This is a genomic window from Nocardioides jishulii (genome assembly GCF_006007965.1).
In the GTDB taxonomy this organism is placed as follows: domain Bacteria; phylum Actinomycetota; class Actinomycetes; order Propionibacteriales; family Nocardioidaceae; genus Nocardioides; species Nocardioides jishulii.
In genome coordinates, this window is the sequence record NZ_CP040748.1 from 1,838,292 (window position 1) to 1,858,986 (window position 20,695).

Below are 20,695 nucleotides of genomic sequence, written 5' to 3' on the forward strand. Positions count from 1 at the left end.
GCCCCCATCATCACTTGACGATCACGCGGAGGCGCTTCTGCCCCACCACGACGTTGTTGGTCGGGCTCGAGACGCCCTGCTTCGGCGCAGCCTTGCCCTGGTTGCGGAGGATGGCGACGACCGCGTCGTTGCGCACCTTCTTCGCGACGTAGGTCTTCATGCCCGCCAGCGACCCCCAGCTGCCCTCGCCGTAGTGGTCGTTGCCACCGCGCACCCACAACGGCGCCTTCTTGCCCTTGAGCTGCTTCGGGACCGTGACGGTCACGGTCCGGTACACGGGGGCTCCCGTGCCGGTGAGGACCGCACGCAGGGTGAGCTTGCTGCCCGCCTTCACGGTCAGGTTGCCGGTGACGTCGCGCCACGTGCCCTTGACCTTGCGCTGCACGGCGCTGACCCGCAGGCGCCGGGCGTCGGTGACGATCCTGGAGTCCGCGGTGATCGAGTCGACCTTGACGCCATTCATCTCACTGAGGATCCACGCGAGGTCGGGCAGCTCGCCGACGCCCTCGCTGGCGATGTCGTACGAGCCGAGGTAGCGGTCGGTGCGCTTCAGGTCGAACGCCTTGCCCGCCCCGTCCTTGCCCTTGACCGACCAGGTGACCAGGGCGCTGCCCTTGGTCATCCCGTCCACGGCACGGTCGTTGACGGTGGCCAGGTGGTACCAGGCGACCTCGCCGACGTACGCCGGGACGGTGACCGTGGTCCGGCCGTCGAAGGAGCGTGAGCCGAAGGCCGTCCGGGAGGAGAGCACCGTGCCGCCCGGCGCCGCTCCGAAGCGGCCGGAGATGCCGGTGTAGCGGTCGTTGTCGATCGAACCGACGGGCGCCCCCAGGTTGGCGACCTTGAAGGCCGAACCGGCCGGGTCGGCCTGGACGTACACGGCCGAGGCGGGGTGCAAGGTCTCGGTGGTGGCACCGAGGTAGGCGAGCGGGTGACCGAATCCGACGACCTTGCCGCCGCAGACCGAGGTGGCCGTGCCGACGCCGGCGTAGGCGACGGTGCCGTAGGCGACCGAGGCCGCGAGGTTGCCACCCGCGACGATGGTCTCGGCCCCGATGGAGGCGCCGGCACTCGAGCCGGCGAGGGGGGACCGCAGGTAGTCACGCTTCGCGACCTTGCCGATCCGCGACGGGTCGATCCCGCTGACGGCCATCGGCACCGAGAGCTGCTTGAACCCACGTGCGGCCTGCGCCCGGGTGACGCCGGCCGCCTCGGCCACCGCCGTGGCGTCGGCCCGGTCGAGCGTGACCTTCTTGCGCGGGCTGGCGGCAGCCAGGTACTCGTCCATGTCCTCGAACGGGGTGACACCGGCGATCTGGCTGGGGCCCCAGGACAGGCCGTACGACACGGCACCGATCAGGCGGCCGTCGGCGGCGTACACCGGCGAGCCGGACATGCCCTGCCAGATCGAGCCCACGCGGTCGATGTCGGCGGAGGTCAGGTCGACCATGACCATGTCGAGGCCGGCAGTGATGCCGTCCTCCACGACGCCCAGCACCTCGCCGGTGAAGCCGTCCGGGGTGGTGCCACGCGCCACGGTGAGGCCCGTGACGGCGTCACCCGGAGCGAGGTCGGCGACGGGGTAGGGCTTGGCGCAGTCCTCGGCGGGCGGCGCGGAGGTGGCCGTGTGGCTGCTCGCCAGCACCACGGCGGCAGAGCTCAGCAGCAGGCCAGCGCCTGCAGCGACTGACGTGAGGGAACGTACCGGTCGTTTCACGTGGTTCTCTTCTCTTCGCGAAGTCTGCGCGCCAGTCGCGCGTCCTCAACCTAGGACGTCCGGGACCCCCGTGGCGGTTGCCACCACACCTGACTTGTCCATTTGAGTACGAATACTCTGAATGGGTGAGCACCCCCCACCAGAGTCTTCAGCGCACCGAGGCGACCGCCCGCCGTGATCTTCTGGAGGTCGAGCACTACGACGTCGCGCTCGACCTCACCGGCGAGGACACGTTCGCGTCCACGACCACCATCGACCTCTCCAGCCGAGGGGGATCCACCTTCCTCGACCTGAAGCCCACCGCGGTCGCGTCGGTGCGCCTCGACGGACGTGAGCTCGACGTCGACCTGCTGGAGCGCGGACGCTTCCCGCTCGACCTTTCCGAGGGACGCCACCGCCTCGAGGTGGTCGCCACCATGCCTTTCCGCAACGACGGCGAAGGCCTCCACCTGCACGTCGACCCGGCCGACGGGCGGCGCTACGTCTACGGGATGTCCTTCATGGACGCAGCCCCGACGATCTTCGCCTGCTTCGACCAGCCGGACCTGAAGGCGCCCTACACCTTCCACGTGCGCGCACCGCACGAGTGGACCGTCGTGGGCAATGCTCCGGGCGAGCAGGTGGAGCCAGGCGTCTGGGAGTTCGCCACGACTCCCCCGCTCTCCACCTACTTCGTCACCCTGGTCGCCGGGCCCTACCACCTCATCCACGACGAGCACGACGGGATCCCGCTCGGCCTCAGCGCGCGGCAGTCGCTCGCCGGGGCGCTCGAGGCGGATGCCGAGGAGCTGCTCACGGTCACCAAGGCGTGCTTCGACGAGTTCCACCGGCTCTTCGGCATCCGCTACCCGTTCGGCAACTACCACCAGGCCTTCGTCCCGGAGTTCAACGCCGGCGCCATGGAGAACCCCGGCTGCGTCACGTTCCGGGACCCGCTGGTCTTCTCCAGCCGCGTCACCCGGGGCGTACGCATCCAGCGGGCCACCACGGTCGCCCACGAGATGGCCCACCAGTGGTTCGGCAACATCGTCACGCCCCAGTGGTGGGACGACCTGTGGCTCAACGAGTCGTTCGCCGAGTACATGGGCAACCGCGTGACCGCCGACGTCACGGAGTTCTCCGACGCGTGGACCCACAACGCCTACCGGCGTCGGCAGTGGGGCCTCAACGCCGACCAGCGTCCCAGCACCCACCCGGTCGCCGGCAACGGCGCGGTCGACGCCACCGCCGCCCTCCAGGACTTCGACGGGATCTCCTACGCCAAGGGGTCCAGCATCCTCAAGCAGCTCAACGCGCGGATGGGCGACGACGTCTTCTTCGCCGGCACGATCGACCACTTCGACCGCCACCGCTTCGGCAACGCCACCATGCACGACCTCTTCGACTCGTGGACCCGCGCCGGAGCGCAGGGCCTCGACGACTTCACCAGCGCCTGGCTGCGAACCGCCGGGCCCGACGTCCTCGCCTGGGACCGGGCGTCCGGAACCGTGCTGCGTACGCCGCCCGCCGAGCACCCGGCGGAGCGCACCCACGCCTTCCGGGCGGCCGTCGCTCGCCATGACGCCTGGGAGCTGACACCGGTGACGGTCTCCGCACCCGCGACCCCCTTCGTTCCCGAGGCCGACGCCGTCGTGCTCGATCCCTACGAGGAGACGTGGGCCGCGACGACCATCGACGACGCCTCTCTCCGGGCACTCACGACGCTGCTGCCGACCACCGAGGACGCAGCGTTGCGGGCCGGGGCGTGGAACAGCGTGCGCACGGGCTTCGCCCTCGGCCAGGTGCACCCCGACCGGGTCGTCGCCCTGGCCTCGGCCACGGTCCCGACCGAGACGAACGACGACGCGCTCGCCACTGTCGTGCCGTGGATCCTCCGCACCGTGGTGGGCCTCTCCCCCCGCCCGCACGAGGTGCTGCAGTCGCTCCACCTGGCCACGGTCGAGCGCGTCGAGACGGCTCCCGCAGGGTCCACCCTCCAGCTGGCCGCCTTCCAGTCGGCCATCGCGTCGAGCGCCGACCCCGAGCACGTACGCGCGTGGCTCGCTGGCCAGGTCCCCACCGGGATCGAGCTCGACGTCGACCTGCGGTGGGCGCTGCACGTACGCCTCGCCGCACTCGGCTCCACCACCAAGGAAGAGCTCGACGCAGCGCTGGCCGACGAGCCCACGGCTCGCTCGCGCGTCGAGCACGCCCGCGCAGTGGCCTCCCTCCCCCACGCCTGGGCCAAGCAGTGGGCATGGGAACGCTTCACGGGGGCGGCCGACGTGCCCAACTACGAGCTGGAGGCAGCGGGGCTGGGCATGTGGCGCGCCGGCCAGGAGGAGCTCACCGAGCCCTACGTCGCGCAGTTCTTCGACGCCCTCCCCACGTTGCCCCAGGTCCACTCGGGGTGGGTGCTCGGCACCGCGATCCGCTCCTTCTTCCCGTTCACCTCGTGCACCCAGGAGACGGTCGACCGGGCGCACGCCCTCGCCTCACAGGACCTCGACCCCACGGTGCGACGCAACCTCGTCGACCACACGTACGACCTGGAGTGCCGCCTCGCGACCCGCCGCCTGGTGGAAGGTGGGAGCTCGGCGTGAACGAGCTGCCCCGGCGCCCCGGTCCGACGACCAGGCTGTCGGTGACCGAGCACTCCACCCGCCGGGATGCTCCGCGCAGCCGCGAGGACCGGATCATCACCGAGGAGCCGCTGGAGATCCGGCTGCGGTGGCCGGGTGAGGACGCCACCCGCGTGTGGACGACCATGCGGACTCCCGGCCACGACTTCGAGCTGGCCGCGGGCTGGGCGCTGCACGAAGGATGGCTGCCGCGCGAAGGACTCGACACGGTGGCCTACTGCACCGACGCCGCGCTCCCGCGTGAGCAGGAGTTCAACGTCGTCACCGTGTCCCTGGCGGCAGCACCTCCCCGGCTCCCCTCGCCGCTCCCCCACCACCACTCCTCCGGGTCCTCGGCCTGCGGCGTGTGTGGGCAGTCGAAGATCGAGCAGGTGCTGGAGGTCCCGCGCGGGCCGCGGTGGGCCGGCCCGCAGCCCACCGAGGACGTCGTACGCTCCCTGCCCGGTCGTCTGCGCACCCGCCAGCGCCTCTTCGACCGCACCGGCGGGGTGCACGCAGCAGGGCTCTTCACCGCTGACGGCACCGCCGTCGTCGTCCGGGAGGACGTCGGGCGTCACAACGCCGTCGACAAGGTCGCCGGCGCCCGCCTGCTGGCCGCGGACCCCGTCGGACAGGCAGTGCTCGTGGTCAGCGGGCGTGCGGGATTCGAGCTGGTGCAGAAGGCCGTCGCCCAGGGCACCGGTGCCCTGGTGGCGGTGGGTGCCCCCACCAGCCTCGCCGTCGACCTCGCGCGGCGCAGCGGCCTGACGCTCTACGGCTTCACCGGGGACGACCGCACGGTCCGGTACGCCTGAGGCCCGGCGCCCCGAACGGGCACCGGGCCTCAGCAGGACCAATGGTCAGCGTCTCACTCGGCGAAGGCCTCCGGCGACGGGCACGAGCAGACCAGGTTGCGGTCGCCGTAGGCCTGGTCGATGCGGCCGACGGGCGGCCAGTACTTGTCCGGGTCGATGCCGGTGGGGAAGACCCCCTCCTCGCGCGAGTACGGGCGGTCCCACTCGCCGACCAGGACCCGCGAGGTGTGCGGCGCGCGACGCAGCGGCGACTCCTCGGGCGTCCACTCCCCTGCCACGACGCGGTCGATCTCGCCCTTCACGGCGATCATCGCCGCGATGAACCGCTCGATCTCGCCCAGGTCCTCCGACTCGGTGGGCTCGACCATCAGCGTGCCTGCCACCGGGAACGACATCGTGGGCGCGTGGAACCCGTAGTCGACCAGCCGCTTGGCGACGTCGTCGACACTGACGCCCGAGGTCTTGGTGATCTCCCGCAGGTCGAGGATGCACTCGTGCGCCACCAGCCCCGAGTGGCCGCGGTAGAGCACCGGGAAGTGCTCGTCCAGGCGCGAGGCGATGTAGTTGGCCGAGAGGACGGCGTGCGACGTCGCGGTCGTGAGGCCCTCGGCCCCCATCATGCGGACGTAGGCCCACGAGATCGGCAGGATGCCGGCCGAGCCGTAGGGTGCCGCGCTGATCGGGCCGACACCCGCACGCTTCTCGACCTCCGGGTGAGCGGCGTGCGAGGGCAGGAAGGGGGCAAGGTGCTCGCGCACCGCCACCGGGCCCACACCGGGGCCACCGCCGCCGTGGGGGATGCAGAAGGTCTTGTGCAGGTTGAGGTGGGAGACGTCACCCCCGAACTCACCGGGCTTGGCGTAGCCGAGCAAGGCGTTGAGGTTGGCGCCGTCGACGTAGACCTGGCCCCCGTGGGAGTGCACCACCTCGCAGAGCTCGGTGATCCCGTCCTCGAACGCCCCGTGGGTCGACGGGTAGGTGACCATGATGGCCGCCAGGTCCTCCGAGTGTGCCTCACACTGGGCACGGAGGTCGTCCAGGTCGACGGAGCCGTCCTCGGAGGCCTTCACGACCACCACCCGCATGCCAGCCATCACGGCGGAGGCGGCGTTGGTGCCGTGCGCCGACGACGGGATGAGGCACACGTCGCGCACCGGGTCGCCCTCCGCGCGGCGTGAGGCGTGGTAGCCGCGGATCGCCAGCAGACCGGCGAGCTCGCCCTGGGAACCGGCGTTGGGCTGGATCGACACCCGGTCGTAGCCGGTCACCGCAGCGAGCCAGCCCTCGAGGTCATTGACCAGACGGCGGTAGCCCAGTGCGTCCTCGGCGGGCGCGAACGGGTGCAGGTCGGCAAACCCGGGGAGGCTGATGGGCTCCATCTCGCTCGTCGCGTTGAGCTTCATCGTGCAGGAGCCGAGCGGGATCATGCCGCGGTCGAGGGCGTAGTCACGAGCCGAGAGCCGACGCAGGTAACGCAGCATCTGGGTCTCGCTGTGGTGGCTGGAGAAGACCTCGTGCGTGAGGAACGGCGTCGTACGACGCAGCGCCTCGGGGAGGGCGGCGCCGGTCGCGGCGTCCACCCGCCCGAGGTCGGCCTCGAGCCCGAAGGCGCGCATCACGCTGTGCACCGTGGAGCCCGTGGTGGTCTCCGACGTGGAGAGCCCCACGCGGTCCTCGTCGACCAGGCGCAGGTGGAGACCGAGCGAGCGGGCCTGGGCCACGATGTCGCCCGCCTTGCCCGGCACGCGCACCGACAGGGTGTCGAAGAACTCGGCGTGCTCGACCTCCAGTCCCCCGGCTCGCAGCGCGGTGGCGATGGCTGCGGCGTAGCGGTGCGTGCGCTGCGCGATCGCCCGCAGCCCTTCGGGGCCGTGGTAGACGGCGTACATCGAGGCGACGACGGCCAGCAGCACCTGTGCGGTGCAGATGTTGGACGTGGCCTTGTCACGGCGGATGTGCTGCTCGCGGGTCTGCAGTGTGAGTCGGTAGGCGGGACGGCCCTCCGAGTCGACGGAGACGCCGACGAGGCGCCCCGGGAGATGGCGCTCGAGGCCCTTGGCCACGGACATGAAGCCGGCGTGCGGGCCACCGTAGAAGAGCGGCACGCCGAAGCGCTGTGACGAACCGACGACAACGTCCGCACCGAGCTCGCCGGGCGCCTCCAGCAGGGTCAGCGCGAGCAGGTCCGCAGCGACCACACCGAGCGCGTTGCGCTCGTGGGCCGCGGCCATCAGCGGAGCCGGGTCGAGGATGCGTCCAGAAGCACCCGGGTACTGGACGAGGACCCCGCACAGCTCGCCGTCTGGCAGGCCCGTGGTCAGGTCCGCCACGACGACCTCGATGCCCATCGCCTCGGCCCGGGTGCGGACCACGTCGATCGTCTGGGGCAGCGCGTCGGCGTCGACCACGAACGGGCCCGAGGCCTTCCGGTTGGCCCGACGTACGAGCGTCATGGCCTCGGCCGCGGCCGTGCCCTCGTCGAGCAGGGAGGCGTTGGCGGTCGGCAGGCCGGTGAGGTCACCGATCATGGTCTGGAAGTTGAGCAGTGCTTCGAGGCGGCCCTGGGAGATCTCCGGCTGGTAGGGCGTGTACGCGGTGTACCAGGCCGGGTCCTCCAGCACGTTGCGACGGATCACCGGCGGTGTCACCGTCCCGTGGTAGCCGAGGCCGATGAGCGACTCCGCCGGGCGGTTGCTCGCGGCCAGAGCGCGCAGCTCGGCGCTGGCCGCAGCCTCGCTCAGCGGCGAGGGGAGGTCCAGCGAGTCGGCCGTGCGGATGCCTCCGGGCACGGCAGCGTCCATGAGTGCGTCGATCGACTCGTACCCGAGGTGCGACAGCATGTGGGTGACGTCGTCGGGTCGCAGGCCGAGGTGGCGCTCGGAGAACGGGAGCACCCCGTCGAGGGCCACGAGGCTCAACGCGTCAGCGGGCTGGTCGCCAGGAGCAGCCGGAGCGGTGGAGGGGTGGTCGGACATGGCCGGATCCTTCGGGGTCGGACGAACGAGGTCGCCTCCCCCTCTGTCACGTCGCACCACGACGCTTCCAGAGTTGCCTGCTCCACGCGGTCCTGGGTGCCTGAGAGGTTCCGGGGAGGAATTGCCCCTTCGGCGCTGACGACGGATTCGCCAGGCTCTCCCGCATGGGATGTGACAGCGCCCCCGAATCTAGCATTCGGGGGCGCAGGCACAGCGTGGGCGTCAGACGGGTGGCGGTCAGCCGATCTTGCGGGAAGCGCGGCGGGCAGCGAGCTCGTCGCCAGCCACCGGACCGTCGGACTCAGCGGCCGTACGCTCGCTCGGGAGCTCGGCGAGCGTGCCCTCGATCTCGCGCCACACGCCGCCGATGGCGATGCCGAAGACACCCTGACCGCCCTGGAGCAGGTCGATGACTTCGTCGTTGCTGGTGCACTCGTAGACCGACGCACCGTCACTCATCAGGGTGACGCGCGTGATGTCCTCGGTGCCCCGCTCGCGCAGGTGCTGCACGGCGGTACGGATCTGCTGCAGCGAGATGCCTGCATCCAGGAGCCGCTTCACAACCTTCAGGAGAAGGATGTCGCGGAAGGAGTACAGGCGCTGCGAACCGGATCCGGTGGCACCGCGGACGGTGGGTTCCACCAGTCCGGTCCGGGCCCAGTAGTCAAGTTGCCGGTACGTGATACCGGCGGCGTTGCAGGCCGTTGGCCCGCGATAGCCGGTGTCACTGGGCAACGGGGACACGTCGTCGGAGAAGAGCAAGCCTTGCTCCTCCGCGACCTCGGTGGCATGCGCAGCCGAAGCTGCCGCCACCTTGTCCTTCTCGTTCTCGTTCACGCCCACAGGGGACCCTCCGTCGTCTACTCCGTTGAGCGTAACCCGTTCGGGGAAGGAAGAAGGATCAGTCGGGAGACAGATCACATCTGGAGAGTTACAACGGAGACACTTCAAGGTAAGGCGCCGATCGAGGGTGGTCAACGCACCGACGCGGCGTGTCGCAAACCCTCATGCTCAAGTGGAGGGTGAGCCCCCGGGCTCCTCGAAGTCCTCGGGCGTGACCTGGTCCAGGAACTCGCGGAACTTCTCCACTTCGTCGTCCTGCTCGTCCGGCGCAGTGATGCCGGCCTCCTCCAGCACTTCGGGTGAGGCGACGATCCGCGTACCCGTGCGCAGGGCGAGGGCGATGGAGTCGGAGGGACGAGCGCTGACCTCGACGCCGGAGGCGAAGACCAGCGTCGCGAAGAAGACGCCTTCCTTCACGTCCACGATCCGCACCTCATCCAGCTCCTGGCCGGTGGCGATCAGCACGTCCTTCAGGAGGTCGTGGGTCAGGGGCCGCGGCGGAACCACACCCTGCTGGGCGAAGGCGATGGCCGTGGCCTCGCCGGCACCGATCCAGATCGGGAGGTAACGATCACCCGCGGTCTCGCGGAGCAGCACGACGGGCTGGTTGGAGGGAGCCTCCACCCGCACACCGATCACGTCCAACTCATGCACACCGAAACCCTACTCCTCCGGCAGCACGGGCGGGACCTCCGCGGGGGTCAGGGCTGCTGGAGACGGGTCTTCACCAAGGTCGCGTGCAGGCGCACCGAGAGCGCGGCGATCTGGTGCGTCGCGTCGTCGGCCCGCGCACTGGCGGCGGCGTCGCGGCCGCGACGCAGTGGCCCGACGACCATCTCCACCAACCCAGCCTCACGGTCGGCGGCGCTCTTGTAGGCGCGCAGGTGGCGAGGCTCCAGGCCGAAGTCGGCCAGCTCCTTGGCGGTCTGGACCACCACCAGGGCGTCGCTGTCGTAGTGCCCGGTGCCGGCGCGGGGCTGCACCAGGCCGAACTGCTCCAGCTGGGTCAGCAGCTCGTCGCTGACCTCGGCGATCTTCATCAGCTCGCGACGCGAGAGGCGTACGTCCGAGCGGCGGCCGAAGGACTCGGGCGACGGAAGGCCGTCACTGCTGAGCGCGACCTTCGGTACGGTCGGCACCACGGACTCGATCGGCGGCGGCTCCAGACCCCGGTCGATGGCGTCGAGGTGCTCGCCGATCACCTTGAGCGGCAGGTAGTGGTCGCGCTGCATGCGCAGGACGTAGCGCAGACGGTCGACGTCGGCCGACGAGAACTTGCGGTAGCCCGCCGGGGTGCGGTCAGGGGCGATGAGCCCCTTCTCCTCCAGGAACCGGATCTTGGGGATGGTCACGTCCGGGAAGTCCGGACGCAGCACGTCGAGCACCTGCCCGATGTTCATCCGCCCCTGGGGAGCGGGACCCGACTGGGCCGAGGAGACGGTCGCCACGACGGCTCAGTCCGCGTGGCCGGAGAAGAACACGAGCCGGTACTTGCCGATCTGGACCTCGTCACCGTCGCTCAGCGCCACCGCGTCGATGCGGTCACGGTTGACGTACGTCCCGTTGAGGCTCCCCACGTCGCTGACCTCGAAGTGGGTACCACTGCGACGGAACTCGGCGTGCCGGCGCGAGACCGTCACGTCGTCGAGGAAGATCGAGGAGTCCGGGTGGCGACCGACGGTCACCAGGTCAGTGTCGAGCAGGAAACGCGAGCCCGCACCCGGGCCACGCTGCACCACGAGGAGCGCGGAACCCACCGGGAGGCCGTCCACGGCCGCCGCGTCCACGGGACTGAGGTCCCGGTCGGAGGTCTCGACCTTCTCCACGACCGGGCTGATCGTCGTGGTGGTCTCGGCACCCGACTCACCCGAGGGCGCGTCGGCCGTTCCGACGAGACGCGTGCCGCACTGGGCACAGAACCGGGCGTCGTCCGGGTTGTTCTTCCCGCAGGCCGTGCAGAACGGCATGTGTCCTCCGCTTCGACGATGTCAGCGTCCGATTCGAGAAACCCTCAAGGTCGGACTGAGGCTCAAGGTTGCTATGAAAGTACCAGTCAGGGCAACCGCGCCGAGGCACGATCAGGAAAGACCGGCCTGGTAGGCGTCGGCGTCCAGCAGCGAGTCGACGGCGCCGGGCTCGGCCGGTACCACCTCGAAGAGCCAGCCGCCCGCGTACGGGTCGTTGTTGACCAGCTCGGGCGTCGCGTCGAGAGCCTCGTTGACGGCGACCACCTCTCCCGTCACCGGGGCGTAGATGTCGCTGACCGACTTCGTCGACTCGAGCTCACCGCACGACTGGTCAGCGGTGATCGCCTGGCCCACGTCGGGGAGCTGCACGTAGACGATGTCGCCCAGCGCGTCCTGCGCGAAGTCGGTGATGCCGACGCGCACCGCGCCCTCGATCTCGCCCGGGCTGCGCACCCACTCGTGCTCGGCGGTGTACTTCAGGTCCTCCGGGAACATCGGGGGGCTCCTTCGTGAGTGGGTGGGATCGCTGGCGACGAGGTTACTGCCCCTCCGCGGGGCTCGCGAACTCCGCCCGGGGCAAGGATCGCACGCTCTCGATGTCGACCGAGTCGAGCTCCTCGATGGCGACGTCGGCATTCTGGTCGCCGCGGAGGGTGGCGACGGGGCCGCTGGGGAAGGTCAGACCCGTGTGGAGGGTGTGCGGCTCGCCGATCACCTCGATGACGTAGGGCGAGCGCAGCGGCTCCCCGTCGAGATGGATCACGCCGTCGACCTCGGAGAACGAGCTGGACGCCACGAGGCGTACCCGTCCGTCGAACTCGATGGCCTCGGCACCTGCCGTGCGCAGCTCCTGGATCGTGTCGAGCAGCGAGTCGATGGTGATCCGGCCCGCTTCCTCGGTGATGGTCACGCGCAGTCCCGGTCCGGTCACGGGCACGAGGCCTGCCAGCATGTTGAGCGTACGCAGCCGCGTCTCGGCCTGCTCGACAGCAGCCTCCCGGGCGCTGGTGTCGACCAGGAGCTCCCGGCGGTCCTGCTCGAGGCGTGCGATCTCTCGGCGGGTGCGGTCGGAGGTGCCGGCCACGCCGTTGAAGATCTCGATCAGCTCTTCCTCTCGACGGCCCTCGTAGGTGTCGTCGAGCTGGGTGTTGCGCACCTGGGCCACCGCGGCGAAGCCGAGCAGTGCCAGGAGGACTCCCACGACCGCCTGCGAGCGCCCGGGCTTGACGAACATCTGGCGCAGTCGCGCCCTCACCACCGTTCGGTCCGCAGGGGCCGCCTCGGAGGCGGAGGCGTCCAGCTCGGACGAGGGCTGCTCGACGAGGTCCGTCTGGGACGACTCGGCCTCGGACGGGGCCTGGTCGGCCGAGTCCGAGGCAGGAGTCTCGTCCTGCGTGCCCTCGTCGGGGGTCGGCTCGTCCTGCGCGATCTCGTCCAGGGTGGCGTCGTCAGCGGCGACGTCGTCCGGGGCAGCCGAGGGGGCCTCGGCGTCGGCCGGGCTCTCGTCCACTGCCCGCTCAGGTTCGACCTGGTCGGGCTGCTTCTCGTCGGGAGCGGTGGGGTCAGGCGTGGAAGACATGGCGTCGAATCGCTGCGGCGTTGGAGAAGATACGGATCCCGAGCACGACGGTGACGCCGGTCGAGAGCTGGCTGCCGACGCCCAGCTGGTCTCCCAGGAAGACGATCAGGGCTGCCAGGACGACGTTGCTCGTGAAGGAGACGACGAACACCTTGTCGTCGAAGATGCCGTCCAGGTGGGCACGGAAGGCTCCCAGGACCGCGTCGAGCGCGGCCACGACAGCAATCGGGAGGTAGGCCTCGAGCCCGGTGGGGATGTCAGGCTGCAACAGCAGCCCAGCCAGCACCCCGAGCAGCAGGCCGATCGCGGCGATCACTGCCTGTCCTCCTTCTTGCCGGCTTGGTTCTTGGTCTTCTTCGAGCCAGCCGGCAGGGCCGACCGCATGGGTCGGACCCGAGCAGCGGGCAGCTCGAGGTTGTCATCATTCTTCACTTCGAGCACAAATCCCAATGAACGCGCCACGGAGTAGAACAGTGATCCGTTGGAGCTGGCGAGCAGCTCCCCCTGCAGACGGGCGGGATCGCCGATCGCCTCGACGACGTACGGCGGGCTCAGCGGCCGGACGTTGACGTGGATGGCGCTCCCGGAGTTCTGGATGGACGACAGCGCCGTCAGTCGCTGGCCGTTGATGGCGATGGCCTCGGCGCCGGCGGCCCAGAGACCGTCGACGAGGACGAGCAGGTCGTCGTCACGCACGATCTGCTGCGGTGTGGCGTCCGGGGCGTCGTCCACCGTGACCCTCAGGCCCGGCCCACGGACCGCGAGGTAGCCCGTACGCACCCCCAGACGGCTCACCTGGCTGGTCAGCTGCCCCTCCCGTTCCCGCAGTCCGCGCAGCTCGGCGTCCAGCTCGGCGTTGGTCTCCATGAGCTCGCCGGCCCGGTCCTTGAGGGTCCGCACCGATTCCTGCTCCTGCTTGATCCGTCCGGCGAGGCTCGCCTTGCCCAGGGCCTCGACGTCGGCGTTGCGAGACGTCTGCATCGCCGCGACCGCGACGAGGACACCGAAGACGGCGACCGCGAGGGCGGTCACGACCTTGGACTGTCGTGACGGCGGCGCCACCTTCCCGCTGCCGGCCAGGGCGCGCTTGCGCTGGGCGACGGCCTGGTAGCCCTCGTCCATCGACTCACGCGTCAGCAGGGACAGCAGCGGCATCGTCACGTGCTGCGGCAGGTCGTTCGGCGCCCCAGACTTCGGGACGGCAGACTTCGGGGCGGCAGACGTCGGGCCGGCAGGCGTCGGGTCAGCAGACGTCGGGTCCGCGGGCTTCTGGTCAGCCACGAACACCCCCCTCCCTCGTCCGCGGCAGGGGCGGCGTCTGCTGGAGCAACGTACGGACCTGCCACGCGTAGAGCACGCCGGCCCACCAGTACAGGCCGATGCCCCAGCAGGCGAACGCCCAGCCGAAGATGTTCGCGAACGTCGAGAAGACGCTGTCCCCACCACCGAGCAGGAGCAGCGGGAAGGCGTACAGCAGGTTGAAGGTCGCGGCCTTGCCGAGGAAGTGGACCGGCAACGACGTGTATCCCCGGGTACGCAGCAGCGGCACCAGGCCCCAGAGCAGCACGTCACGCAACGGCAGCAGGACGGCGACCCACCAGGGAATGAAGTCGCGCCAGGCCAGGCCGATCACGACGGCGAGGATGTAGAGGCGGTCCGCGATCGGGTCGAGCAACGCACCGACGCGCGAGCGCTGGTCGAGCACCCTGGCCAGGTAGCCGTCGAGCCAGTCGGTCAGGCCGGAGACCATGAGCAGTGCGAAGGCCCAGCCGTCCTGGCGCGCGACGACGACCAACCACAGGAAGAGCGGGACGCCCAGCAGCCGTAGGCCGCTCAGGAGGTTGGGGAGGGTGAGCAGACGCGACTCCCCGGCGCGGGCATCAGCAGCCACGGTCGTCCCTGCTCCCTCCCGGCACGCTCCGCGGCCCTGTCGATGTGGACGACGGCCAGCGTACCCAGCGTGCGGTCATGACGACGGCGAGTCCTCCTGGTGCGCAGCGTCGCGGATCTCTCCCACCAGCTCCTCGAGCAGGTCCTCGAGGGTCACGAGGCCGAGCGTCGCGCCGTCCTCCCCCACCACACGGCCCATGTGGGCCCCCCGGCCCTGCAGGGCCTCAAGGGCGGAGTGCAGGGGGTCGTCGCGCCGTACGCTCGCGAAGGGTCGGATCCACTTGTCGTCGACGGGCCGCAGCCTGCGCCGCTCGTCGACCTCCAGCACGTCCTTGACGTGGAGGTAGCCGATGAGGTCGCCAGACTCCGAGCGGACCGGGAAGCGGGAGTAGCCCGTGGCAGCGCAGACCGCCTCCACCTCGGCTCCCGAGGCACCCCGCGGCACCGTCGTCAGCGTCTCCGTCGGCATCACCACCGACGCCACGGTCTTCTCGGTGAAGCCCAGGGCGCCGGAGAGTCGGTCGTACTCCCCCGCCTCGAGCATCCCCTGGCCACGGGACTCCTCGACGAGGGCTGCGACCTCCTCACGGGTGAAGGTCGAGTTGACCTCGTCCTTCGGCTCGATGCCCAGCGCCCGGATGATCACGTTGGCACACGCGTTGATGAAGAGGATGATCGGCTTGAGCACGGTCACCACGACCATCATGGGGGGCCCCAGCAGCAGGGCGGCGCGCTCCGGCCCGGCGATCGCGATGTTCTTCGGCACCATCTCCCCGAGCACCACGTGCAGGTAGACCACCAGCATCAGCGCCACCACGAACGAGATCGGGTGCACCGCCTGGTGCGGCACGCCCACCAGCTCGAAGACCGGCTCGAGCAGGTGGGCGACGGCTGGCTCGCCCACGGCGCCGAGGCCCAGCGAGCAGACCGTGATGCCGAACTGCGCCCCGGCCATCACCACCGAGACCCGTTCCATGGCCGCGAGCGTCGAGCGCGCCATCTTTGAGCCGGACGCGGCCAGTGGTTCGATCTGGGAGCGCCGGGCCGAGATCAGCGCGAACTCGGCTCCCACGAAGAACGCGTTCAGCGCCAGGAGGACGAGGGCCAGCACCACAGCGGTGAGGTCACCCATGGCGGCCACCCCCTTCCTCCGGCGCAGGGTCCGTCGCCACTGCCTCCAGGCGCAGGCGGTCGATGCGGCGACCGTCCAGGCGCTCGACGGTCACGGCGACCGTGTCGTACGACGTCTCCCCTGACCCGTCGGAGCGCGGAAGGCTGAGGGTGATCCGGTCGCCCACGACCGCCAGGCGTCCCAGCGTCTGCACGACGAGTCCAGCCACCGTGTCGTAGTTGTCGTCCTCCGGGAACCTCCACCCGGTGACGTCCTCCACCTCGTCGGGGCGCAGGAGACCGGAGACCGACCACGACCCGTCCCGGCGCCGGCGGGTGCGGTCGCCCAACCGGTCGTGCTCGTCGGCGATGTCGCCGACGATCTCCTCGACGACGTCCTCCAGGGTCACGATGCCCGCCTGGCCGCCGTACTCGTCGAGCACGACGGCGAGCTGGAAGCCGTCCTGGCGCAGGAGCGCCAGCAGCGGGTCGAGCCGCAACGAGTCGGGCACCAGGGTGGGCCGGACCATGATGTGCCGGATCCGTGCCGTCGCCCGTTCGTGCACGGGCAGGGCCACGGCGTGCTTGACCAGCACGGTGCCGACGACGACTCCGGCTTGGTCCAGGACCGGAAATCGGGAGTGACCGGTCTGGCGGGCCAGGTCGATCACGGCCGCTGCGCGGTCGGTGTCGGTGAGGCTGTGCGTCCGGACGCGGGGCGTCATGATCTCGCCCGCCGTGCGGGTCCCGAACTCCACCGAGCGTTCCATCAGCTCGGCGGTCTCGGCGTCCAAGGTGCCCTCGACGGCCGATCGCTGGACGAGTGAGGCGAGCTCGCCGCTGCTGCGGGCGGAGCGCAGCTCCTCCTGGGGCTCGATGCCGAGGCGTCGGACGATGGCGTTGGCCGAGTTGTTGAGGCCCCTGATCGGCAGGGCCATCGCTCGGGTGAAGCCTCGCTGGAAGCCCTGGGTGGCGCGGGCCGTGCCCAGCGGCACCGACAGGGCCACGTTCTTGGGCACCAGCTCACCGATCAGCATCGTCCCGAGCGTGGACAGCGCCAGCCCGATCCCCACGGCCGTGGGGCCGACGGCCGAGTCAGGCACCCCCAGCCGCTCCAACGGCGTGTCCACGAGGGAGGCGATGGCGGGCTCGGCGAGGAAGCCGATCGCGAGGTTGGTGATCGTGATGCCCACCTGGGCTCCGGAGAGCTGGGTGGAGAGGCTGTGCAGCGCCTGCTGGACGCCGAGAGCACCCGGGTCGCCCTCGGCGGCGGCCCGGTCGACGGCACTGCGGTCGACGGTGACGAACGAGAACTCCGCCGCCACGAAGAGGCCGCAGATGAGCATCAGCAGCAGGGAGAGACCGAGCAGGAGCCACTCAGTCATGGGCGGCGCCACCCGGCGTCAGGTGTGCAGGGCACTCCGGCGAAGCACTGGCGACCGAGCACTGGGGCGAACGACGCACTGGGCGACCGACGCAGCGAGCTGGGTTGGTGTCCGTCCATGCGGGATGTGGCTCCTCGAGGTCCGGGACGCGGTCAGCCGATCCTACGCCTCACGAAGCCGCAGGCTCCGGCTCGCCCAGACGGGGTTGGTCCCCGCTCACGAAGAGGCCGAGGGCGCGGGCGACCTCGGCCGTCGAGACGGCCGGCATCACGTCGGTCGGGCGGGCTGACGACACCCACCCGATGCCGGGCTCGAGGCGACGGACCACTCGAGCGGGGACACCCACGACGACCGTGTGGTCCGGCACCACTCCCCGGACGACGGAGCCCGCCCCCACCACCACGTTGCGTCCGATCCGGGTGCCGGGAAGGATCACGGCGCCGCGGCCGATCCACGAACCGGAGCCGATCTCCACCGGGTCGTGCTGGCCGAACTGGAGGCCGATGGGGGTCTCGGGGTCCTGGTAGCCGTGGTTGGCGTCGGAGATGTAGACGTCCTGCCCGAACCACACGTCGTCGCCGATCACGACGGACTCGTGGGCGGTGATCGTGGCGCGGGCTCCGATGACGCACCGCTCACCGATCACCAGGCCCCGGGCCGGCGCGCCGGGGTCGTCGGGGCCGTAGCCGACGGCCAACGAGCACTGCCGTCCGATCATCGTGCCGGAGCCGATGTGCATGGAGCGCGTCCCGAAGAGGGACATCGGAGGAAAGGCGATGCAGCTTCCCGGCGCCAGGGTGCCGAACTCCTCGCCCAGGGCGGTGCCGGGCGCGATGGCTCCCGCGCGCTCGACCCAGCGGTGCGCCCTGTGCAGGGCGTCGGCGATCAGGCGGTGGCGTCGTTTCACGAGGCGTGACCCTACCTGTGGGTGGCCGGCTGGGGGCCGATCCGGTGGGTCAGGTCCCGGGCAGGTCGATCGTCGTGCCTCCCGCAGCGATGACCTTGTGCTCGGTCGCGGTCACGATGCGGAAGAGCCGGGTGTTGCGTCCCAGCCGCACCCGGTCGGGCGCCACCCGCTGGCTGGCTCGCACCGCCGCCGTCAGGGCGCGGTGACCCGCCGCGTGCGCGGCGCTCCACGGCAGGCCGAAAGCCTCGCGTACGCGCGCCGGGAGCAACCCGACCACCACGAGGTTGGTGCCGCGCGAGCCGATGCGCAGGCGCCCGGGGACGGGCATGTCGAGGGCGATGGCCCGTCCCACCGCCCGCGCCTCCTCGGTCACGTGGAAGTCGGGGCCGTCGAGGTGGGCAGCCATCCAGGCGTCGAACTCGTCAGCCGTCGCAGGGGCCACTGCAGGCGGCATGCCGAAGAGCTCGCCGAAGCGCACCCAGTCCTGCCACAGGTCCTCACGCTCGGCGCTCGTGAGTGGCCGGACCAAGGCTTCGAAGCAGGCGCGCGAGGAGTCGGCGAGCACGGCCATGGTCCACAGCATCAGGTGGGGATCGAAGGCGTCGTACGGAGTGCCCGCAGGGAAGCGTCCCTCATCCTGCGGCAGGACTCCCTTGACCCGGCTGTGCATGCGGCGGACGCCCGTCAGCACCCGGTCGGCCTCGTCCCGGTCTCCGAAGAAGATCGCCTCGAAGGCCTCGGCGGTGGCGGAGAGGCGGGCGAAGGGACGCTCCTTGGCCTTCGTCGAGGAGCTGGTGCCCACGTAAGGCACCGGCGAGGTCGCACCGACGATCAGGGCGCGTTGCCCGTACGTCTGCCCCACGGCCCGGTGGGCCTGCACCCGATGGAGCATCGACTCCGGTGGGAAGTACCCCGTCCCGCCCACGCGCCCTCCTCAGGTCCGACTGGCCACACCCTAGCCAGATTCCACCACCTTCGCCGAGGAGCTCGGGTCCCGGGAAGGCCGCTGCGACGGACGGATCGACTCCGCCAATCGGTGGCACGACAAGGACGTATCACCATATATTCGCTATTCCGACGTAGGAGGGCACGACATGAAGAGCGCCGTCATCACCGGCAGCACCAAGGGAATCGGGCTCGCGATGGCTCGCGAGTTCCGCCGTCAGGGCTACGGGGTGGTGGTCTGCGGCCGCACCGAGGAGGCGGTCGCCGGCGCGATCACCGCACTCGGCTCCACCCACGTGGTCGGTCGGGCCACGGACGTCACGGACCTGACGCAGCTGCAGGCTCTGTGGGACCTCGCCGTCAGCGAGTTCGGCCAGGTCGACATCTGGGTCAACAACGCGGGTGTCGCGCACACCACCAAGCCGATCGTCGAGACCCGGGAGCAGGACGTGCGCTCGATGGTCTCGACCAACATGCTCGGCACCATCTTCGGGTCGCAGGTGGCCACCCGGGGCTTCCTGACCCAGGGCAACGGGCGGCTGTTCAACGTCCTCGGCGGCGGCAGCGACGGCCGGATCCGCCCCGGCATGGGGGTCTACTCCACGACCAAGCGCGGTCTCGACATGTTCACCCGGGCCCTCACCAAGGAGACGAAGGAGTCGGGCATCGTCGTCGGGCAGATCCGACCCGGCATCCTGATCAGCGACGGCTGGCTCCGCGAGGCCGCCCGTGCTCCGGAGCAGGTCTCCTCCCAGCGCCGGATGCTCAACATCCTCGCCGACCACGTCGACGACGTGGCCCCCTACCTGGTCTCGGAGATGCTGGCCGCGGACAAGACCGGCGTCGAGATCTCGTGGCTGACCAACGGGCGTCTGATGAAGCGCTTCATGACGCCGGGCTACGCCCGCAAGAACGACGTGATGGCCCGCTACGGGCTCTGACCGTCAGGGGGCACGCGCGGCTGGGAACGCCTCAGCCGCGCGTGAGCCGGCACCGAGCCAGGAACGCCTGGTCGGTACGACTCTCGAGGAGCTCCACGAGCACACCGTCGTCGGTGGTGCCGTAGCACACCGCCGCCGCTCCCCCACTCGACTCGGTGACCGGGTGGTGCCAGGCCACGTCCGCCGCACCTGCCCTGACCTCGTCGATGCCGTCCACGTCGAGGCAGACGTGGTTGACACCCAGGTCCACGGGAACTGGCGTCGGCCCGAGGGCCCCCGGTCGCAGCGCGACCGCGACGGGCCCGGGGACGCCGGCGAGCAGGTGTCCCGACGCGTCACCGACGCGGACCTCCACGCCGACCAGGCCGGTGCCCTGCGACCCATCGACGAGCCGCAGGCGTACGCCCTCGGGGCTGGCGACGAGGTCGGGCTCCAGCACCGAACCGCCCCACGCGGGCACACGCTCCATGGTCGATGCGGGGTCGTCGACGGCCCAGACGAGTGACGTCACGCCCGGCGCGTCGGCTGCGCGCTCGCCGGGCACCGGTGAGGCGAAGGCGAAGAGCTCCAGGAACGAGGTCTCGGTACGCAGCAGCGCCACCTCGGCCGCGGTCCCGGTCAACGCCAGGGACTCATCAGCCGGCACCGTGCCCACGGGCCAGCTGAAGCCACCGTGGTCGCTCGCGCCGAGCGCATGGATCCAGAAGTCGCGAGCGACCCCGAGCTCAGCCACGCTCACGCCGACGTGGTTGACGGCGACCACGCGGCCCCGGCTCACGGCATCGGCAGGTCGATGGTCTGGCACTTCTGGCAGGTCTTGCGGGTGGGGGTCTGGGTGTTGTTGGCCGGGGTGCGCCACGTGTGCCCCTTCAGGCGGCACGACAGCGGCAACCCGACGACCACTCCGGACTTCGGGCCCGTCGGACCGCCCAGGACGCCAGCGCGCTTGGCGACGGCCGCCGCGACTCCGGCGGCTCCCAGGACGGTCAGGGCGATGCGGAGGGTCTTGCTCATCGATGTC

The 20,695-nt window shown here is 70.6% G+C and carries 20 protein-coding genes and 1 riboswitch; of the genes, 3 read left to right on the forward strand and 17 right to left on the reverse strand.

Going from position 1 to position 20,695, the window contains the following annotated elements; genetic code table 11:
* Positions 1-10: 10 nt before the first annotated feature.
* Complete coding sequence (locus FCL41_RS08665) at positions 11-1,717, reverse strand: hypothetical protein (RefSeq protein WP_137065662.1); 1,707 nt, start codon at positions 1,715-1,717, stop codon at positions 11-13.
* Positions 1,718-1,842: 125 nt separating this feature from the next.
* On the opposite strand from FCL41_RS08665, the gene pepN reads away from it, so the two are divergent.
* Positions 1,843-4,299 (forward strand): aminopeptidase N, encoded by a 2,457-nt coding sequence (gene pepN, locus FCL41_RS08670; RefSeq protein WP_137065663.1) that lies wholly within the window; start codon positions 1,843-1,845, stop codon positions 4,297-4,299.
* Positions 4,296-5,132, forward strand: coding sequence for a formate dehydrogenase accessory sulfurtransferase FdhD (locus tag FCL41_RS08675; protein WP_212723107.1), 837 nt, complete (start codon positions 4,296-4,298; stop codon positions 5,130-5,132). The genes pepN and FCL41_RS08675 overlap by 4 nt, the downstream gene beginning before the upstream one ends.
* 53 nt (positions 5,133-5,185) lie before the next feature.
* Here FCL41_RS08675 and gcvP read toward each other — a convergent pair whose 3' ends face one another.
* The 14 genes from gcvP to FCL41_RS08745 all read right to left on the reverse strand — a co-directional run bounded on the left by gcvP (position 5,186) and on the right by FCL41_RS08745 (position 18,713).
* Positions 5,186-8,107 carry an aminomethyl-transferring glycine dehydrogenase gene (gene gcvP / locus FCL41_RS08680; protein WP_137065664.1) on the reverse strand — a complete coding sequence of 974 codons (2,922 nt, stop codon included), beginning with the start codon at positions 8,105-8,107 and terminating at the stop codon, positions 5,186-5,188.
* Positions 8,108-8,184: 77 nt separating this feature from the next.
* A riboswitch (glycine riboswitch) is annotated at positions 8,185-8,280 on the reverse strand.
* A 64-nt stretch (positions 8,281-8,344) separates the two neighbouring features.
* Positions 8,345-8,944, reverse strand: a complete 600-nt coding sequence (locus FCL41_RS08685) for a MerR family transcriptional regulator (protein WP_137065665.1) — start codon at positions 8,942-8,944, stop codon at positions 8,345-8,347.
* Positions 8,945-9,118: 174 nt separating this feature from the next.
* Complete coding sequence (locus FCL41_RS08690) at positions 9,119-9,604, reverse strand: bifunctional nuclease family protein (protein ID WP_137065666.1); 486 nt, start codon at positions 9,602-9,604, stop codon at positions 9,119-9,121.
* A gap of 47 nt (positions 9,605-9,651) precedes the next feature.
* The gene (gene ftsR / locus FCL41_RS08695) at positions 9,652-10,398 is read right to left on the reverse strand and encodes a transcriptional regulator FtsR (RefSeq protein ID WP_239021585.1); all 747 of its coding nucleotides are present in this window, start codon (positions 10,396-10,398) and stop codon (positions 9,652-9,654) included.
* A 6-nt stretch (positions 10,399-10,404) separates the two neighbouring features.
* Positions 10,405-10,917: an FHA domain-containing protein gene (locus FCL41_RS08700; RefSeq protein WP_137065667.1), complete on the reverse strand. Its 513-nt coding sequence runs from the start codon at positions 10,915-10,917 to the stop codon at positions 10,405-10,407.
* A gap of 111 nt (positions 10,918-11,028) precedes the next feature.
* Positions 11,029-11,412, reverse strand: a complete 384-nt coding sequence (gcvH, locus tag FCL41_RS08705) for a glycine cleavage system protein GcvH (RefSeq protein ID WP_137065668.1) — start codon at positions 11,410-11,412, stop codon at positions 11,029-11,031.
* A gap of 43 nt (positions 11,413-11,455) precedes the next feature.
* The gene (locus FCL41_RS08710) at positions 11,456-12,496 is read right to left on the reverse strand and encodes a DUF881 domain-containing protein (protein WP_239021586.1); all 1,041 of its coding nucleotides are present in this window, start codon (positions 12,494-12,496) and stop codon (positions 11,456-11,458) included.
* On the reverse strand, positions 12,480-12,812 hold the full coding sequence (locus FCL41_RS08715) for a small basic family protein (RefSeq protein ID WP_137065669.1): 333 nt from the start codon (positions 12,810-12,812) through the stop codon (positions 12,480-12,482). The genes FCL41_RS08710 and FCL41_RS08715 overlap by 17 nt, the downstream gene beginning before the upstream one ends.
* Positions 12,809-13,777 carry a DUF881 domain-containing protein gene (locus tag FCL41_RS08720; protein ID WP_137065670.1) on the reverse strand — a complete coding sequence of 323 codons (969 nt, stop codon included), beginning with the start codon at positions 13,775-13,777 and terminating at the stop codon, positions 12,809-12,811. The genes FCL41_RS08715 and FCL41_RS08720 overlap by 4 nt, the downstream gene beginning before the upstream one ends.
* Complete coding sequence (gene clsA, locus FCL41_RS08725; RefSeq protein ID WP_137065671.1) at positions 13,770-14,387, reverse strand: cardiolipin synthase ClsA; 618 nt, start codon at positions 14,385-14,387, stop codon at positions 13,770-13,772. Before clsA ends, FCL41_RS08720 begins: the two co-directional genes overlap by 8 nt.
* Positions 14,388-14,462: 75 nt before the next feature.
* Entirely contained in the window at positions 14,463-15,518 is a 1,056-nt protein-coding gene (locus FCL41_RS08730) for a hemolysin family protein (RefSeq protein WP_137065672.1), read from the reverse strand.
* Entirely contained in the window at positions 15,511-16,881 is a 1,371-nt protein-coding gene (locus FCL41_RS08735) for a hemolysin family protein (RefSeq protein WP_137065673.1), read from the reverse strand. The genes FCL41_RS08730 and FCL41_RS08735 overlap by 8 nt, the downstream gene beginning before the upstream one ends.
* A gap of 169 nt (positions 16,882-17,050) precedes the next feature.
* Positions 17,051-17,788: an acyltransferase gene (locus FCL41_RS08740; protein WP_275403731.1), complete on the reverse strand. Its 738-nt coding sequence runs from the start codon at positions 17,786-17,788 to the stop codon at positions 17,051-17,053.
* Positions 17,789-17,837: 49 nt separating this feature from the next.
* The gene (locus FCL41_RS08745; protein WP_212723108.1) at positions 17,838-18,713 is read right to left on the reverse strand and encodes an oxygenase MpaB family protein; all 876 of its coding nucleotides are present in this window, start codon (positions 18,711-18,713) and stop codon (positions 17,838-17,840) included.
* Between the two features lie 169 nt (positions 18,714-18,882).
* Here FCL41_RS08745 and FCL41_RS08750 point away from each other — a divergent pair, with 169 nt between their 5' ends.
* The gene (locus tag FCL41_RS08750) at positions 18,883-19,674 is read left to right on the forward strand and encodes an SDR family oxidoreductase (RefSeq protein ID WP_137065674.1); all 792 of its coding nucleotides are present in this window, start codon (positions 18,883-18,885) and stop codon (positions 19,672-19,674) included.
* Positions 19,675-19,705: 31 nt separating this feature from the next.
* Here FCL41_RS08750 and FCL41_RS08755 read toward each other — a convergent pair whose 3' ends face one another.
* Entirely contained in the window at positions 19,706-20,452 is a 747-nt protein-coding gene (locus FCL41_RS08755; protein ID WP_137065675.1) for a VOC family protein, read from the reverse strand.
* Positions 20,449-20,688 carry a hypothetical protein gene (locus FCL41_RS08760; RefSeq protein WP_137065676.1) on the reverse strand — a complete coding sequence of 80 codons (240 nt, stop codon included), beginning with the start codon at positions 20,686-20,688 and terminating at the stop codon, positions 20,449-20,451. The genes FCL41_RS08755 and FCL41_RS08760 overlap by 4 nt, the downstream gene beginning before the upstream one ends.
* Positions 20,689-20,695: the final 7 nt, after the last annotated feature.

Excerpts from the sequence above, each read along its gene's own strand:
- FCL41_RS08735 (WP_137065673.1), bottom strand. The coding sequence starts at position 16,881 with ATGACTGAGTGGCTCCTGCTCGGTCTCTCCCTGCTGCTGATGCTCATC.
- FCL41_RS08760 (WP_137065676.1), bottom strand. The coding sequence starts at position 20,688 with ATGAGCAAGACCCTCCGCATCGCCCTGACCGTCCTGGGAGCCGCCGGA.
- FCL41_RS08750 (WP_137065674.1), top strand. The coding sequence starts at position 18,883 with ATGAAGAGCGCCGTCATCACCGGCAGCACCAAGGGAATCGGGCTCGCG.
- FCL41_RS08730 (WP_137065672.1), bottom strand. The coding sequence starts at position 15,518 with ATGGGTGACCTCACCGCTGTGGTGCTGGCCCTCGTCCTCCTGGCGCTG.
- FCL41_RS08700 (WP_137065667.1), bottom strand. The coding sequence starts at position 10,917 with ATGCCGTTCTGCACGGCCTGCGGGAAGAACAACCCGGACGACGCCCGG.
- gcvH (WP_137065668.1), bottom strand. The coding sequence starts at position 11,412 with ATGTTCCCGGAGGACCTGAAGTACACCGCCGAGCACGAGTGGGTGCGC.
- FCL41_RS08710 (WP_239021586.1), bottom strand. The coding sequence starts at position 12,496 with ATGTCTTCCACGCCTGACCCCACCGCTCCCGACGAGAAGCAGCCCGAC.
- gcvP (WP_137065664.1), bottom strand. The coding sequence starts at position 8,107 with ATGTCCGACCACCCCTCCACCGCTCCGGCTGCTCCTGGCGACCAGCCC.